At 69.0% G+C, this 15,281-nt stretch carries 15 protein-coding genes, 1 tRNA gene and 1 riboswitch; of the genes, 9 read left to right on the forward strand and 7 right to left on the reverse strand.

Translation table 11 applies throughout. The annotated features are described in order from the left end of the window. Positions 1-14 precede the first annotated feature (14 nt). Together JOF29_RS27670 and JOF29_RS27675 are read left to right on the forward strand one after the other, a co-directional pair. Entirely contained in the window at positions 15-473 is a 459-nt protein-coding gene (locus JOF29_RS27670; RefSeq protein ID WP_209697349.1) for a rhodanese-like domain-containing protein, read from the forward strand. A 103-nt stretch (positions 474-576) separates the two neighbouring features. Next, the gene (locus JOF29_RS27675; protein ID WP_209697350.1) at positions 577-1,419 is read left to right on the forward strand and encodes an SAM-dependent methyltransferase; all 843 of its coding nucleotides are present in this window, start codon (positions 577-579) and stop codon (positions 1,417-1,419) included. 27 nt (positions 1,420-1,446) lie between these two features. Here JOF29_RS27675 and JOF29_RS27680 read toward each other — a convergent pair whose 3' ends face one another. Continuing rightward, positions 1,447-1,947 carry a tetratricopeptide repeat protein gene (locus JOF29_RS27680; protein ID WP_209697351.1) on the reverse strand — a complete coding sequence of 167 codons (501 nt, stop codon included), beginning with the start codon at positions 1,945-1,947 and terminating at the stop codon, positions 1,447-1,449. Then, positions 1,944-3,224 (reverse strand): FAD-binding oxidoreductase, encoded by a 1,281-nt coding sequence (locus JOF29_RS27685; protein WP_245359508.1) that lies wholly within the window; start codon positions 3,222-3,224, stop codon positions 1,944-1,946. The genes JOF29_RS27680 and JOF29_RS27685 overlap by 4 nt, the downstream gene beginning before the upstream one ends. A 117-nt stretch (positions 3,225-3,341) precedes the next feature. Between JOF29_RS27685 and pdxR the strand changes: the two genes are divergently transcribed. The 3 genes from pdxR to JOF29_RS27700 are packed head-to-tail and all read left to right on the forward strand — an operon-like array spanning position 3,342 to position 5,743. Then, positions 3,342-4,733 (forward strand): MocR-like pyridoxine biosynthesis transcription factor PdxR, encoded by a 1,392-nt coding sequence (gene pdxR / locus JOF29_RS27690; RefSeq protein WP_245359510.1) that lies wholly within the window; start codon positions 3,342-3,344, stop codon positions 4,731-4,733. 52 nt (positions 4,734-4,785) lie between these two features. Next, positions 4,786-5,538: a GNAT family N-acetyltransferase gene (locus tag JOF29_RS45565; RefSeq protein WP_209697354.1), complete on the forward strand. Its 753-nt coding sequence runs from the start codon at positions 4,786-4,788 to the stop codon at positions 5,536-5,538. Positions 5,539-5,548: 10 nt separating this feature from the next. Then, positions 5,549-5,743, forward strand: coding sequence for a serine hydrolase (locus JOF29_RS27700; protein ID WP_245359513.1), 195 nt, complete (start codon positions 5,549-5,551; stop codon positions 5,741-5,743). A 9-nt stretch (positions 5,744-5,752) separates the two neighbouring features. On the opposite strand, the gene JOF29_RS27705 is transcribed toward JOF29_RS27700, so the two are convergent. Beyond that, positions 5,753-6,139 carry a RidA family protein gene (locus JOF29_RS27705; protein ID WP_209697355.1) on the reverse strand — a complete coding sequence of 129 codons (387 nt, stop codon included), beginning with the start codon at positions 6,137-6,139 and terminating at the stop codon, positions 5,753-5,755. Positions 6,140-6,219: 80 nt separating this feature from the next. Here JOF29_RS27705 and JOF29_RS45570 point away from each other — a divergent pair, with 80 nt between their 5' ends. Further along, the gene (locus JOF29_RS45570; RefSeq protein ID WP_209697356.1) at positions 6,220-8,067 is read left to right on the forward strand and encodes a DUF6807 family protein; all 1,848 of its coding nucleotides are present in this window, start codon (positions 6,220-6,222) and stop codon (positions 8,065-8,067) included. Here JOF29_RS45570 and JOF29_RS27715 read toward each other — a convergent pair. From JOF29_RS27715 to JOF29_RS27730, 4 genes are all read right to left on the reverse strand, one after another. After that, positions 8,042-8,815 carry a thiazole synthase gene (locus JOF29_RS27715; RefSeq protein ID WP_209697357.1) on the reverse strand — a complete coding sequence of 258 codons (774 nt, stop codon included), beginning with the start codon at positions 8,813-8,815 and terminating at the stop codon, positions 8,042-8,044. The two genes, JOF29_RS45570 and JOF29_RS27715, sit on opposite strands and share 26 nt — an antisense overlap. Position 8,816: 1 nt before the next feature. Beyond that, complete coding sequence (thiS, locus tag JOF29_RS27720) at positions 8,817-9,020, reverse strand: sulfur carrier protein ThiS (protein ID WP_209697358.1); 204 nt, start codon at positions 9,018-9,020, stop codon at positions 8,817-8,819. Further along, positions 9,012-9,123, reverse strand: a riboswitch (TPP riboswitch). It overlaps the preceding gene by 9 nt. 53 nt (positions 9,124-9,176) lie before the next feature. Then, the gene (locus JOF29_RS27725; protein ID WP_209697359.1) at positions 9,177-11,720 is read right to left on the reverse strand and encodes a glycosyl hydrolase; all 2,544 of its coding nucleotides are present in this window, start codon (positions 11,718-11,720) and stop codon (positions 9,177-9,179) included. 88 nt (positions 11,721-11,808) lie between these two features. Continuing rightward, positions 11,809-12,762 carry an ArsR/SmtB family transcription factor gene (locus JOF29_RS27730; protein ID WP_209697360.1) on the reverse strand — a complete coding sequence of 318 codons (954 nt, stop codon included), beginning with the start codon at positions 12,760-12,762 and terminating at the stop codon, positions 11,809-11,811. A gap of 73 nt (positions 12,763-12,835) precedes the next feature. On the opposite strand from JOF29_RS27730, the gene JOF29_RS27735 reads away from it, so the two are divergent. The 3 genes from JOF29_RS27735 to JOF29_RS27745 all read left to right on the forward strand — a co-directional run bounded on the left by JOF29_RS27735 (position 12,836) and on the right by JOF29_RS27745 (position 15,273). Then, positions 12,836-13,237, forward strand: a complete 402-nt coding sequence (locus JOF29_RS27735) for a pyridoxamine 5'-phosphate oxidase family protein (protein WP_209697361.1) — start codon at positions 12,836-12,838, stop codon at positions 13,235-13,237. 358 nt (positions 13,238-13,595) lie between these two features. Next, positions 13,596-13,671: transfer RNA gene (locus JOF29_RS27740), tRNA-Lys, on the forward strand. 111 nt (positions 13,672-13,782) lie between these two features. Continuing rightward, on the forward strand, positions 13,783-15,273 hold the full coding sequence (locus JOF29_RS27745; protein WP_209697362.1) for a tyrosine-type recombinase/integrase: 1,491 nt from the start codon (positions 13,783-13,785) through the stop codon (positions 15,271-15,273). Positions 15,274-15,281: the final 8 nt, after the last annotated feature.

Consider the following 15,281-nt stretch of genomic DNA (forward strand, 5'->3'; position numbering starts at 1 on the left):
CAAGGAGTCATCAGATGAGTGCCGTACTGCGGACCGCTGCCGCCGCGCCGGACGTCGCCGTCGCCCACTTCGCCGCCCGGCTGACGTTCGAGGTGGACGCGGCCGACGTCGCCGCGGACATCGGCGCCGGCGTGACAGGCTGGGTGCTGATCGACAGCCGCAGCCAGGAGAGCTGGGACCAGGGCCACGTACCTGGTGCGATCCACCTGCCGCACCGCGAGATCACCGAGCGTACGGCGGCGGACGTCGTACCGGACGGGGCCACCGTGGTGACGTACTGCTGGGGTCCGGGATGCAACGCCGCGACGCAGGCGGCGCTGGCGTTCGCGCGGCTCGGGTACCCGGTGAAGGAGATGATCGGCGGCTACGAGTACTGGGTGCGTGAAGGCGGGCCGATCGAGACCGTGACCGGGATCGAGCGGCGCGCGTCGGACCCGCTGGCCGCGCCCGACGGCGTCGCCTGCGCGTGCTGAACCCCCTGTGACTGTTGAGGTTTTACAACCCTTGAACACGCCGTGGTGAAAGGCTGACTCTCTGTGCGTTACGCTCGGACGAGACCTGACGTGAGGAGACAGCGTGACCGATCAGCCGAAATACGACGGCGGGCTGGTCGCGTACGGCATCGATACGGCGAGTCCCAGCGTCGCCCGGGTCTATGACTACTTCCTCGGCGGCAAGGACAACTACGAGGCCGACCGGGAGCTGTACCGGCAGATCATGAAGGTCGCGCCGGAGGCCCCGGAGTGGGCGCGGGCGAACCGTCGCTGGCTCAAGGAGGTCATCACCTGGCTGGCCGAGGAGCGCGGCGTACGGCGCTTCATCGACGCCGGCTCCGGGCTGCCGACCGCCGAGAACACCCACCAGATCGCCCAGGGTGTGAACGTGGAGTCCCTGGTGGTGTACGTCGACAACGACCCGTCGGTGGTCGCCCACGGGCGGGCGCTGCTGCTCGACAACGACCGGACCCAGTTCGTCGCGGCGGACCTGACCAAGCCGGACGAAGTGCTGGCCGAGCAGCCGATCGCGGACCTGCTGTCCGCCGGTGAGCCGGTCGCGCTGGTGATGGCGCTGATGCTGCACCACATCGCGGACTACGACGAGACGCTGGCGGTCGCCCGGCAGTACGTCGAGGCGCTGCCGCCGGGGTCGTTCCTGGCGATCACGCACGCGTGCAACCCGGGCGACGGCGGCGCGGTCGACGAGCTGGTGACCGAGCTGCAGGAGAAGGTCAAGCACGCGTTCCCGACGCTCGCGTTCCGGTCGGTGGAGCAGATCTCGTCGCTGTTCGGCGAGATGGAGATTCTCGAGCCGGGCGTCGTCCGGCTGGTCGACTGGCACGTGCCGGGCGGTCGCCTCGACGAGGAGCCGGAGCCGGACGTCCGCGACGCCATTTACGGCGGAGTCGCCGAGAAGCGCTAGCGACGACGGCCGCGGCCCGCAGATGCGCTAGCGGTCGGCCAGGTAGTCCGCGTTGCCGCGGATCGCGGCCTCGTAGCGCTTGATCTCGGCCGAGTCGACCTTGTCGGCGATCACCAGCAGCAGCGTGGCGAGCGCCTTGTCCTGGTGGCCGGCGGCCTGCAGCGTGAGCGCCTTGAACACCCGCAGCGAGTCCGATTCCGGGTACTCCGCGCACGCCTTCTTGAACAGGTCCAGCGACTCGTCGAAGCGGCCGAGGTTCCGCAGCGTGCTGCCGTACTGCAGCAGGCACTTGCGGCGGGTCTCCCCGGTCAGCCCGGGCAGCGCGCGCTCGTAGTACCCGACCGCGGTCTCCTCCTGCCCGGCGGTGTCGTACGACCCGCCGACCTCGTAGAGCACGTACGGGTTGTCCGGGTGCTCGCCGAGCAGCTTCTCGAAGAACGCGATCGTCGGCCCCATGTTCGCCCGGTCCCGCCGCGAGAACCCTTCGTGGATCGTCGCGGCCAGTTCCGGCGTCAGCTCAGTCGTCACACCACCATCATGCCGCGCGCCGGACGGATGTTCTGGTTCAGGTGGAACACGTTCTCCGGGTCGTACGCCGTCTTGAGCGCGACCAGCCGCTCCAGCGTCGCGGGCGGGAAGGCCCGCTGGATCGGGTCGTCGTTCAGCGTGTTCACGTACGCCCCGCTCGCGTACGGCGCCAGCGTCGCGGCGTACTCGCGCAGCATCCCGATCCGGGCCTCGTCATCCTCCGGGTCCTCCCAGCGGGTCGCCGTGACGAACTCGAACAGCGTGTCCCGGTGGCTGAACGCCGCGTCGGCGTCCGGTACCTCGGCGATCGCCCCGCCGTACGCCTGCAGGCTCGCCCCGACGCCCGGGTTGTCCACCAGCGCCCGGATCGCGTCGTCGGGCAGCGACTTGAAGTAATGCCCCTTCCAGTACCGGCGGAACCGGTGCCCCTGCACGTTGTCGTCCCGCGTCTGCAGCTTCAGGTACGTCGTCTCCTCGACCAGCTCGTCCGTCACCGGCCCGAGCGCCCGGAACGCCGGCAGCAGCTCGTCGCCGCCCTCGCCGACCCACACGTACCCCACCGTCACGGAGTCGGCCGAGATGCCCGCGGTGAACGTCGCCTCCCGCGGCGCGGTGGCGTTCAGCTCCCGCCATCCCCGCAGTACGTCGAAACCGGCCGCCGTCGGGTACGTGAACTCGACGATCAGCGCCCGCGTCCCGATCTCGTGCAGCTGGAACTCGAACGACGTCACGATCCCGAAGTTCCCGCCGCCGCCCCGCAGACCCCAGAACAGCTCGGCGTTCTCGTCCGCGCTCGCCCGTACGACGGTGCCGTCCGCGGTCACGACCTCGTAGGAGAGCACGTTGTCGCAGCTCAGCCCGAACCGCCGCGCCAGCCAGCCCATCCCGCCGCCGAGCGTCAGCCCGCCGACCCCGGTGTGCGAGACGTTGCCCGCGGTCGTCGCCAGCCCGTACTCCTGCGCCGCCCGGTCCAGCTCGCCCAGCAGCGCCCCGCCCTGCACCCACGCCCGCTTCGCCTCTGGGTCCACCCGGACCGCGTTCATCGGCGTCAGGTCGATCATCAGCCCACCGTCCGGGACCGCGAGCCCGGCGATGTTGTGCCCGCCGCAGCGGACCGCGATCTCCAGTTTGTGCGCCCGGCCGTACCGGACCGCCTCCGCCACCTCGGCGGTGCTCGAGCAGCGGGCGACGACGGCCGGCCGCCGGTCGATCATCGCGTTCCACACGGTCCGCGCCTCGTCGTACCCGGCGTCCCCGCTACGCAGCATCTCGGTCATCGCTCTCATCTCCTCGGTGAATCCTCTGTGAATTCTCGGTGGTGTTCGGGGAATCGGTGGTGTTCACAACCCTGACAGCGCAGCGGTACGCCGATAAGGTCCAGTTCTGTGAGCCGAATGAGGACCAGTTCCGGAGCCGGCGAACTCCTGGTCGAGCTGCACCGGGACAACGGCGTACCACTGCACCAGCAGCTCGAGAGCGCGATCCGCACCAGGATCCGGGCCGGCCTGCTGCGCGCCGAGACCGTGATGCCGTCCACGCGGGCGCTCGCGCAGGACCTCAGCCTGTCCCGCGGCGTGGTCGTCGAGGCGTACCAGCAGCTCGTCGCCGAGGGCTACCTGATCAGCCGGGGCGGCGGCTACACGCTGGTCGCGGACATCGCGGTGGTCTCCCCGACGCACTCGATCGCCACGCCGGCCGGACCGCCGCGGATCGACTTCCGCTACAGCCGCCCGGACGTGTCGCAGTTCCCGCGCGCCGCCTGGCTCCGGTCCGTCCGCCGGGTGCTCAACGAGACGCCGAACCGCAGCTTCGCGTACCTCGACGGTCGCGGCACGATCGAGCTGCGGACGGCGCTGTCCGACTATCTCAACCGGGTTCGCGGTACGGCGGCCCGCCCGGACAACATGATGATCTGCAACGGGTTCGCGCAGGGCTCGCGGCTGTTGCTGCAGGTACTGGCGGCCGCAGGGCTGCGTCGGCTCGCGGTCGAGGATCCCTCCGACAACGACCTCCGCGAGGTCGCGGCGGCCGTCGGTCTGGAGGCTGTCGGCGTACCGGTGCTGGCATCCGGGGTCGACGTGGAGGCGCTGGAGCGGTCCGGGGCGGACGCGGTGCTGGTGACGGCGGCGCACCAGTTCCCGACCGGGGCGGTGACCTCGGCGGAGACCCGGGCGGCGCTCGTGGCGTGGGCGGGTCGCGGCGACCGGTTGGTGATCGAGGACGACTACGACGCGGAGTACCGGTACGACCGGGAACCGATCGGTGCGCTGCAGGGTCTCGCGCCGGATCGGGTGGCGTACGCCGGGACCGCGAGCAAGACGCTGGCGCCGGGGCTGCGGCTCGGGTGGCTGATCCTGCCGGCCTGGTTGGTGGAGCCGATGACGCGGGCGAAGCTGATGGACGATCGTGGGTCGCCGGTGCTGGATCAGCTGGCGTTCGCGGACTTCGTCGCGCGCGGCGAGTTCGACCGGCATCTGCGGCGGATGCGGCCGCGCTACCGGGAGCTGCGGGACACGCTGGTCGAGCGGCTGGCGGCGCGGGTTCCGGAGCTGGAGCCGGTCGGGGTGTCGGCCGGGCTGCATGTGATGACCTGGCTGCCGCCGGGGCTCGGCGAGGGGGCGCTGCAGGAGGCAGCGCTGGAGCGCGGACTCGGGGTGTACGGGCTGGCGCCGTACTGGCTGGCCGGGGACGGACCTGCTGGGCTGGTCTTCGGCTACGGGTCACTGAACCGGAGCGAGGTTGTGGAGGGCATCGACCTGCTCGCGGACGCGATCCGGGCGCTATGAATAACTATCCATTCGATTGCAATTTGATCCGGTCGGTTCTACGCTCGATGGAGTGATCGCCGCAGCTCGTATCGACACCCTGATGAACCACGGCTGGCCCGCCGCCGACAGCACCGAGCTGGACGGCTGGGTGGTCCGCCGCAACGCCGGGGTCACCCTGCGCGCGAACTCCGTCCTGCCCAAGCGTGCACCGTTCGACCTCGGCAAAGCCTTGGACTACGTCGAGAACCTGTACGCCGCGCACGACATCGCGCCGTCCTTCCAGGTCGGTCCGGCGGCCCAGCCCGGCGACCTCGACGACCGGCTCGCGGCCCGCGGGTACGAGCTCCGGAACCCGACGCTGGTGATGGGCGCCGAGCTCGCCGACGTCCTCGCAAACCTCGGCGAACCGGCTGAGCAGCTTGGGCCGGTGAATATATCCGCGGCGCCCGACGACTCCTGGATGGATTTCTGGTGGGCCGTCGACGGCCGCGGCGGATCCGCCGCGCAGGCCGCCGCGCGGCAGATCCTGAACCGGGCCCGTGCGCTGTACGCGGTGATCCCGTCCGGGCAACCCGTGCAGGCGATCGGCCGGCTCGCGCTGGTCGACGACTGGGCCGGCCTGTACTGCCTGGCCGTTGACCCGAAGCACCGCCGTCAGGGGCTTGCGCAGGCGGTCATCCACGGCTTGTTGCAGCAGGCAAGCACTTTGGGGGTCGTCCGGGTCTGGCTGCAGGTCGTCGAGAGCAACGCGCCGGCTCGGGCTCTCTACGACCGCCTCGGATTCCGGACCGTCTCGCGCTACCACTACCGCGTCAAAGGGTGACGTTCTGCAGGTGATCGAGGACGACGAACTCGGCGCCGGTACGTTCGGCGCGCTCCGCCACGAGGTCGGCGTGGTCACCCTGCCCGGCGGGTCGGCGTACGCGATCGCGGTCTTCACCCTCGCGGCCCGCGGCGACTTCCGCCAGCCACGCGTCGACGCCGCCATCGGCGAGGCCGCCCGCCGCGCGGTGGACCTCCTCCGCTGACCCGAGCGGTCAGATGATCGCGTACGCCTCGATCTCCAGCAGGGCGTCCGGGCTGAACAAGGCCGCGACCTGGACCGCCGTACTCGCGGGCTTGGTGCCGGGGATGTACTTGTCGCGGACGACGCGGATCGCCGGCAGGTAGCCGATGTCGGTGACGAAGAACGTCAGCTTCACCACGTTCCCGAACGTCGCGCCGACCGTCGCCAGGCAGCGTTCGAGGTTCGCGAACACCTGCTCGGCCTGTGCGCCCGGGTCGCCGATCCCGACGAACGCCCCGTCCGCGTCCAGCGCCACCTGCCCGGACACGGCCACCCACTGGCCGGTTCCGGTCACCACGTGGCTGTAGCCGTTGCCGGGGGCAACGCCCTGGACCTGCGGATACTCCAGTTCAGTCACCTGTTCCTCCGTTCGGTGTGTGCTTCCATCCGATCACACCGGGGGTTGAGAAACCGGTTTCATCGGGAGAGGATGCAGCGGTGGGCCGGACACCGAAGGACAGCATCACGATCGCCGACGTCGCACGGGTGGCCGAGGTGTCGCGGGCGACCGTGTCCCGGGTGATGAACGGCCGCCTCAGTGTCGCACCCGAGATCGTCGCCCGGGTGCGGGCCGCCGCGAAGCAGCTGAACTACCGCCCGAGCGACCTGGCCCGGAGCCTGTCGCTGGGCCGGACGAACATGGTCGCGCTGGTCGTCCCGGACCTCGGCAACCCGCTGTTCCAGCAGATCCTCCGCGGCATCACCAACGCCTCGGCGGCGGCCGGGTACAGGGTGCTGGTCGCCGAGACCGACGAGGACCCGCAGGCCGAGGCGGCGATCGCGATCGAGGCCCGGCGGCGCTGTGACGCGTTGATCATGGTCTCGCCGCGGATGGACCAGGAGCGGCTGGTCGAGCTGCTCCCGCAGGTGCAGCCGGTCATCCTCGTCAACCGCCAGGGCCCGGCGGAGGTCGCGTCGGTGGTGGTCGACTACGGCCGCGCCGTCCGGATCGTCGTGGATCACCTGGTCGGGCTCGGGCATCGCCGGCTCGCCTTCCTGTCCGGGCCGGCCGCGTCCGCGTCGAACACGTTGCGGCTGCAGGCGCTCGAGGTCGCCGAGCGAGAGATCCCGGGGCTGGACCTCGTCCGGCTGGAGTGCGGCAGGTCGATCGAGGACGGGTACGCCGCGGTCGAACGGGTGCTCGACTCGCAGGCGACGGCGGTGGTCGCGTTCAACGATCTGGTCGCGTTCGGGCTGCTGGCGCGGCTCAACGAGGTCGGCGTCGCCGTACCGGCGGATCTGTCGGTGACCGGGATGGACGATATCGGGCTGGCGCGGTTCGCCGTACCGTCGCTGACGACCGTTCGGGTGCCCCAGAAGGATCTCGGGGAGTTGGCCTGGCAGCGGTTGCTGGCGTCGATCACGGGGCCTTCGGACGCGGTGGACGACGTACCGGAGCTGCGGCTGGCGGTGCGGGCGAGCACCGGTCCGGTGCCGCAGGAGCCGCGGTCCGCGGTGTCGGACGACCGGATCGGGTGGCAGCAGCAGGGTGACATCTTCGAGCTGGGGAGTTCCGCGGGACTGCTCGCCCGGTACGAGTTCGGCCGGCGGATGCCGCAGGTGCACGCGCCGCGCCCGTACCTGCATCCGGTCCGGACGCTCGGCGGGCACCCGCTGACGCAGGTCAGCCCGGTCGACCACCGGCACCACTACGGCGTCTCGCTCGCGGTCGCGCAGGTCAACGGCACGTCGCACTGGGGCGGGCGCACGTATGTCCGCGGCCAGGGCCCGACCCTGCTGACGAACCACGGTCAGCAGCGCAGCCGGGGCGTGACCATCAACGATCGCGAACTGATCGACGACATCACCTGGTACGACGAGCAAGGCCGCCCGCAGCTGGTCGAACGCCGGAGCCTCGCGGGCGACCTGGCGTTCGGCGGCTGGCGCCTCGACTGGCGGAGCGTGCTCACCGCCCGGTACGGCACGATCCGGATCGACAGTCCGGCGACGACCGGCCGCGACGGAGCGGCGTACGGCGGGATCTTCTGGCGACTGCCTCTGGCGGAAACGACAGTCCTGAGTGCGGATGGTGACGGGCTGGAGGTGGCGTCCAGCCCGTGGATCGCGTTCGTACAGGGCGATGTCAGCCTGCTGCTCGTGCAGCCCGAGCAGGTACGGCCGTGGTTCCTGCGGGTTTCGCAGTACGTCGGCGTGTGCCCGGCGCTGGCGTGGGACGAGCCGTTGGTGCTGCAACCGAACCAGGAGCTGACCTTGTCGCTGACCGCAGTACTCCTGGATCGGTCACTGGATGCGGCAGAGGCTAAAAGGCTGGCAGGCCAGTTGTAGGCGACGAGGCGAGCGCGGACTGCCAGCGGCGCGGGACGCGGCCGGCCAGGCGGGCGTTCCGGCCGGCGGAGACCGCGTCGCGCATCGCGGCGGCCATCAGGGCAGGCTTCTCGGCGCGGGTCACCGGGGTCGCCAGCATCACCGCGTCGCAGCCGAGCTCCATCGCCAGCGCGGCGTCGCTCGCCGTACCGATCCCGGCGTCCACGATCACCGGGACGTTCGCGGCCTCGGCGATCAGCGCGAGGTTGTGCGGGTTCCGAATGCCGAGCGCGGAACCGATGGGTGCGGCCAACGGCATCACGGCCGCACACCCCGCCTGCTCCAGCCGGCGGGCCAGGATCGGGTCGTCGTTGGTGTACGGGAGGACCGTGAAACCGTCCGCCACCAAGGCGTCGACGGCATCCAGCAGCTCGATCGGGTCCGGCAGCAGCAGGTGGTCGTCGGCGACCACCTCGACCTTGATCAGGTCGGTCTCCAGCGCCTCGCGGGCGAGTTTCGCGGTCAGGACGGCCTCGGCGGCGGTGTGACAGCCGGCCGTGTTCGGCAGTACGTCGATGCCGTGCTTCTTCAGTACGTCGAGCACCGATCCCTCGTGGCCGGTGCCGAGCCGACGCATCGCGACCGTGGTGAGTTGGGTGCCGGAGGCAATCAATGCCTCCTCCAGCACCTCCAGGTTGGCGGCACCGCCGGTGCCCATGATCAGCCGGGAGGTGTACGTCCGCCCGCCGAGCTCGAGTGGATCGTCCATCTCAGCCTCCCTGCGTCGCGCTGACGATCTCGACCCGGTCGCCCGGGCGCACCGTGGTCTGCGCCCACTCGGTCCTGGTCAGCACGTTCTGATTCACCGCGACCGCGATCCCGGTGCTCCGGTCGGAGAACTCCGCGACCAGCTCGGCCACCGACTTCCCGGCCGGCCCGTCGACCGCCGTGCCGTTCACCCAGACGGACTCCATCGTGCTCCTCCCTACGCCGGAATTACCCGATTCAGGTTCAGCGGTCGGTGACGGTAGAGACACCCTCTCAGCCCACTCCCTGTGAGCTCCCGCGGACGTCTTCGACTCTAGCTCACCCTCCCGATCTTTTCAGGATCGGGAGGGTGAGCTAGAGCTCTACGGTGCCGTCACCGAGGTCACGGTCGAGCCGGAGAGGTACGTCGGCCAGACGCCGACTGTGACGGTGGCCTGACCGTTCGCGTTCGGGGTCAGGGTGTAGGGCAGGCCGTACAGGCTGGTCACCTGGACCGGGCCGGTCGCGTTGACCGTCACGGTCGTGTTCGCGCCGGACGCGGCCCAGATCGCGCGGAACGGCGTACCGTCATTGGCCGCGTACACCTGGTCGATCAGCCCGTTGCCCGGGTACTCCTTGCCGAGGAACGTCGCCCCGCGGAGCTGCCGGGCTGCCGTGGCGTAGGCGACGTACGACGGCTTGGGTGTGTACTTGCCGAGCGCGTCGGCCTCGTTGTGCACCAGGCCGAAGTTGTACTCCTGGTTGGCCGGATCGATGCCGTCGTTCTTGAAGTCGTACAGGTAGAACCGGTCGACGTCGTGCCCCGGGACGTTGAGCATCGCGCGGGCCACGTACATCGCCTGCGTCGGCTCGGTGACCGGCGCGGCGCTGCCGGCACCGGTGTACCAGCCGGCCTCGGTGATCCAGATCGGCTTGTCGACACCGCCGTTGTACTGCCGGATCGTCGCGCGGACCTGGTCGATGATCGTGCCGAGGCTCTCCGGCGCGTTCAGGTAGTTGTACGGGTGGATCGACACGACGTCGAGGTACTTCAGCCCGCCGAGCTGGCAGAACTGCTGGAACCACGCCTGCTGCGTGACGTCGGTATCCCCGCCGCCGATGATCGTCAGGCCCGGGTGGTTCGCCTTCAGCTTCGCATAAGTTGCCTGCAGCAACGCGACGTACGCCTCGGGGGTCTGGTACGCCGGGCCCTCGCCGTTGATGTCCCACTCGTTCCAGACCGCCAGGTTCTTGATCTGCGGGTACTGCGTGGCGAGCGCGTCGGCGTAGTTCGCGAACCCCGCGCGGGCGGTGTCGGTCGTGGGCGGTTTGCCGCCGTCGTACAGGTCGTTCCCGCGGTCGGCGATCATCAACGGGTCGATCCCGTTGGCCTGGAACCCCTGCTGGTACGTCGTGATCTTGCCCGGGAACGAGATCACGCCGGGGGTCTTCTCGGCGTCGTTCCAGTACGCCTCGTCGCGGGCGGAGCGGGCGCCGGAGAGCGCGAGTACGGGCATCAGGTCCGGGTTCCAGGACTGCGCGAAGTGCGTGCCGGCACCTTGGTACGTCGGGGCCGTGGTCGCGGCGACCGTGTCGACGTTGACGGCTGCCGACGTACCGCCGCCGATGATCGCGCTCTTGTCCAGCGTCAGCGTGATCGCCTTCGCAGGGCCGTGCCAGACGCCGTCGTCGGCGCCGCCGAAGTGCAGGTAGCCGGTGCCCTGAGCGAACTGGGTGACGCTGAGGTGCTGCCAGGCGGATCCGGACAGCGTGAGGCGCTGCTGATGGACCTGACCGGTCGCGTCGGTGAGGCGCAGGCCGATGGAGGACAGCTGGCTGGATTTCACCCACAGATCAAGGGCTTTGAGGTCGATCGGGACGAACGTGCGCTGCAGTGCGACGTAGTTGCCGCCGCCGGTGAAGTCGCCGCTGAGCTTGGCCGACTGGGCGCCTGCCTGCGGGGCCGTGGTGTCGTAGCTGAGGCTGCCGGTCGCGCCCGGGAACTCGCTGCCAGGGTAGAACGACCAGCCCTCCGCGGCGCTCTCGTAGTCGCCCAGTGGAGTGGTGGGTGCGGCTGCTGGGGCGTTGAGCGTGAGGTCGTCGAGGTTCACGCTGCTGCTCGTGGCGCCGCTGATGGCGCCCTTGTCGAGTACTACCTCGATCTGCTTGGCCGGGCCGTGCCAGACGCCGTCGTTCGCGCCGCCGAAGTGGCTGTACTGCTTGCCGCCGTCGAAGCGGCTGACTGTGAGCGGCTGCCAGTCCGTTGCCCCTGACAACGTCAGGCGTTGCTGGTGGACCTGACCGGTGGAGTCGGTGATGCGGAACGTGAGGAACGTCAGGTTCGGCGTCTTCGCCCAGAAGCTCACGCTGGTCGCGGCGACCGACGGGAGGGTCCGGTTCACGCTGACGTACGCACCGCCGGCGCTGAAGTCGCCGGACAGCTTGCCGGAGCTCGTACCGGAGTGGTTGGCGGTGGTGTCGAGCGCGAAGCTCCCGGTGGCGCCGGGGTATTCGCTGCCCGGGTAGAACGTCCAGCCTTCGGCAGTGCTCTCGAAGTCGCCGACCCGGGTGGTGGTGAGGCCGGCGACTGCCGACGTACTGAGTGGGCTGAGGATGGCGAAGGTGGTCCGGGCGGTCGTCGTACCGGCCTGGACGGTGAGCTCGTACCAGCCGCGCGTGGTGACCGCGACCTGCAAGGTACTCGCGGCGGCCTGGCTGCCGCCGGCGACGACGGCGCCGTTGACGTCGGCGGCCGACCAGGTCACGGACGAGGCGTCGGTACTCAGCCCGACCTTGACCTGCTGGCCGTCGGTGAACACGTTGCCGACGGTGATCGGGGTAAGGGCGAGGGTGGCGGCGTGGGCCGGGGTGATGGTGCCGATGCCGAGGAGGAGAACTCCGAGAACGAGCGCAACAGTACGTCTCATGCCGACTCCTGTGTCAGGGCGGTGTAGTGGACGTCGGCTGCCACGACGTGGGTCCTGCGAAATCGCTTTCGCAAACTATTACCGGATGCTATGACGGTGTCAACGGTTCGCTACCGGTCAGCAGTGCGGCGAGTTCGGTCGGGCGGTAGAGGACCTGCTTGCCAGTGCGCTGCGGCTCGACCAGCCCGGTACGGCGTAGCAGTTGGAGGTGCTGGCTGACCGCGGACGGGGTGACCTGCAGCTCGCCGGCCAGGTCGGTCGTGGTGCGGGGATGCGTCAGCAGATCGAGGATGCGCGCCCGCGGCGTACCGATCAATTGGGCCAGGTCCTGGTGGGACGGCGGCTCGACTACGGACCACAGGTTCGCCTGACCGCGCGGTGGGTAGCCGAGCAGCGGGTCGGCGCCGGGGTCGAACGGGATGACGGCGTACGGCCCGAAGAGGGTCGGCTGGAGTACGAGACCGCGGCCGTCGATGTTCTCTTGGCGGCTCAGCGCTGCGACCCTGTCGACCTTGAGTAGACCGTCCGCGTAGCTGATGGCAGGGCCCAGGCCGTTGAGCATTGCGCCGGTGCCGTACTGCGTGAGGACATGGCCGCGGTAGCTGATGTCAGCGGAGAGCAGGGTCCGCATACGGTTCCAGTACGGCGCCATCATGGCCTGCCAGTAGTCGCTGAGCGCGCTGACCACCTTGTCGACAGTCAGGGCATCCGGGAGCTCGCCGTTCACCGCTATGAGCTGCTTCTTGAAGGTCTCCTGGTCCACGGCCGCGAGCAGGTCCAGTTCGTCGGCCAGCTGCGTGAGCGGCGACGAGGGCCGCGGCGTGAGGAAATCCGGGCTCCCCATGGTGTCGTTGACCAGCCACCGCAGTACGTCCCAGTCGAGTTCGGCCACCCGCGGCTGAACCGCCCGCACCCATCCAAGCTGCAACGGAAACCGCCCGGGCTCCCGCAAGGCCCGCAACGACAGCACCATCTCAGCGACCGGCGACACCGCAAACCGCACGTCGGCGAGGTCCTGCGAGTTCAGGACGTACGTGAGCACCGGACAGTCCTCTGGGTCATGGATGAAGTATGTCGGTGGCGGGTGGGAGGGTGCGTACATGGGGTTTCGAACGATGGACACGAAAGAAATGGCCGAGTTCCTGGCGCAGCCGCTGGTCGCCGTCTTCGCGATCGACGACCCGGGCTGGTCGCCGCACGTGACACCGGTGTGGTTCCACCACCTCCCTGACGGGCGCTTCCAGGTGATGACCCCGGCCAAGTCGAAGAAGACCCGCCTGCACCGCACCGGCTCAGGCGAGCTCTCCCTCTCCGTCCAAACAGCCGACGGCCCGACCGCCCGCTACGTCAACATGCAGGGCGTCGCGCGGTTCCTCCCTCTCGACCCGGCCCTGCTGCACGCGATGGTCGAGAAGTACCTCCCACCCGAGGCACGCCCGGCGTACCTGGCCAATCCCCCCGAGGACTCGATGTTCGACATCACCCCCCGCCGCATCACCACCGGCGTCATCGACTGATTCGCTACTCGTGAGCTACTCGCAGGCGAGTCCGCCACGGTCGGCGTCTACACATCGCTGCCGACCACCCGAATCGGCCCCCGCCCGTACTCTGGCCCGTTCCCGCTCCCGCCCGCACACCCACCCCCGAATTCCCCCGCCCCACAACCCCCGACCACTCCGACAACCGCAACCGCCCCCACGAAACAACACCACAATCTCCCCCAACCCCGCCGTCCGTTCCCCCCGCAGCAGGATTGTCAGCACCCGGACCACCCGAGCGAATTCCGATCTGTACCACCACCTCCAACACCTCACCCCCGCCCCCCACGAAGCAAACCCCCACCAAACCTGACACACTGTTCCCCTCACCAACTGAGGGCCTCTAGCTCAACTGGCAGAGCAGCGGACTTTTAATCCGCGGGTTGTGGGTTCGAGTCCCACGGGGCCCACCAATGGAAATGTGCTTCTGACCTGCGGCTTTATCCCTAGGCCTCTTGCATGAGTTCGTGGATGCGCAGCGGGCGTGGGATCAGTCGTGGTGCGAATCGCTACAATCTGATCCCATGGGATCAGCAGAGCGCGCACCGAAGCGCCCGAAGGGCAGCATCGAGACCCTGCCCAGTGGAGCGCTCCGCGTCTCTGTCTATGCCGGGATTGATCCGGTCACGAAACGTCGGCACTACCTGAAAGAGACCATCCCGGCCGCGACGCCCAGGGCAAGCCGCGAGGCTGAGAAGGTCATGCGCCGGCTGCAGACCCAAGTTGATGAGCGGCGGCACCCTCGTACCAACGCCAGCCTGAGTCAGCTGATCGAGCGGCATCTCGAGCTCGCCGAGCTGGACGAGACAACCGTGCGCACCTACCGCGGTTACGTCCGCAACCACATCGAGCCGCTGATCGGCCACGTCAAGGTTGGAGCGGTCGACGCGGATATTCTCGACTCCTACTACGCCGAGCTTCGGCGCTGTCGCGGTCACTGCGATCGACGTCCCTTCACCGAACACCGAACCAAGTCTTCCCATGAGTGCGACCACCGCTGCCGGCCCCATGCGTGCCGCCCGCTTGGCGCGTCCACGATTCGTCAAATCCACTTCATCCTGAGCGGCGCCTTCCGCCAGGCTGTGCGATGGAAGTGGGTTTCCGTCAACCCGATGCCCACCGGCAAGCCACCAGCCGCACCGAAGCCGAATCCGAGCCCACCGACCGCCGGTGAGGCCGCCCGGATCCTCAGTGAGGCCTTCAAGGACCCCGCTTGGGGCACCTTCGTGTGGCTTGCGATGGTCACTGGTGCCCGCCGCGGCGAACTGTGCGCGCTTCGATGGTCAAAGGTCGACCTCGACCGGGGCACGATCGTGATCGATACCAGTGTCGCCCAGAACAGCCGGGCGAAGTGGCTCAAAGACACCAAGACACACCAGCACAGGCGCCTCACGCTTGACTCCGAGACGATTGCGCTTCTGCGAGAACACCGCGCTTCCTGTGACGAGACCGCGGCTAAGCTCGAAACCAAGATCGCTGACAATGCTTTTGTATTCTCCCTATCCCCTGACAACGCGGTGTATCTGGTACCAGACAGCGTCTCTCAGCGCTACAGCAAGCTCGCTGCGCGCCTCGGCATCGACACCCACCTTCACAACCTGCGCCACTACTCTGCGACGGAGCTCATCGCCGCTGGGGTCGACATCCGAACTGTCGCTGGCCGGCTCGGACACGGCGGCGGTGGCACGACAACGCTCCGCGTCTACACGGCATTCGTGTCCGAGGCCGACCAGCGAGCCGCCGCCGCTCTGTACGACCGTCTCCCGAGGCGTCCAGAACAACTCAGCGAGCGTGAACGGATTATGCGTACGCCGCGGGCGCCGTACGAGGCGATCGCTGGCAAACTATGCGCCGCGATTGAGTCAGGCCTCCTGTCGGAAGGCACATCGGTACCGCCGACGCAGCAGCTCGCGAAGCAACACGGCGTGTCCGAGGGAACTATCCGCCGAGCGCTTGAGCTGCTGCGATCCTGGGGACTCCTCGACGGCTCCCGCCGAATTTTGACCGTGCATTAATTGTCAGA

The sequence above is a fragment of the Kribbella aluminosa genome (genome assembly GCF_017876295.1).
GTDB lineage: Bacteria > Actinomycetota > Actinomycetes > Propionibacteriales > Kribbellaceae > Kribbella > Kribbella aluminosa.

Coding starts and splice junctions, on each gene's coding strand:
- JOF29_RS27670 (WP_209697349.1), top strand. CDS start 15: ATGAGTGCCGTACTGCGGACCGCTGCCGCCGCGCCGGACGTCGCCGTC.
- JOF29_RS27685 (WP_245359508.1), bottom strand. CDS start 3,224: ATGACCGAGATGCTGCGTAGCGGGGACGCCGGGTACGACGAGGCGCGG.
- pdxR (WP_245359510.1), top strand. CDS start 3,342: ATGAGGACCAGTTCCGGAGCCGGCGAACTCCTGGTCGAGCTGCACCGG.
- JOF29_RS27715 (WP_209697357.1), bottom strand. CDS start 8,815: ATGGACGATCCACTCGAGCTCGGCGGGCGGACGTACACCTCCCGGCTG.
- thiS (WP_209697358.1), bottom strand. CDS start 9,020: ATGGAGTCCGTCTGGGTGAACGGCACGGCGGTCGACGGGCCGGCCGGG.
- JOF29_RS27725 (WP_209697359.1), bottom strand. CDS start 11,720: ATGAGACGTACTGTTGCGCTCGTTCTCGGAGTTCTCCTCCTCGGCATC.
- JOF29_RS27735 (WP_209697361.1), top strand. CDS start 12,836: ATGGACACGAAAGAAATGGCCGAGTTCCTGGCGCAGCCGCTGGTCGCC.
- JOF29_RS27745 (WP_209697362.1), top strand. CDS start 13,783: ATGGGATCAGCAGAGCGCGCACCGAAGCGCCCGAAGGGCAGCATCGAG.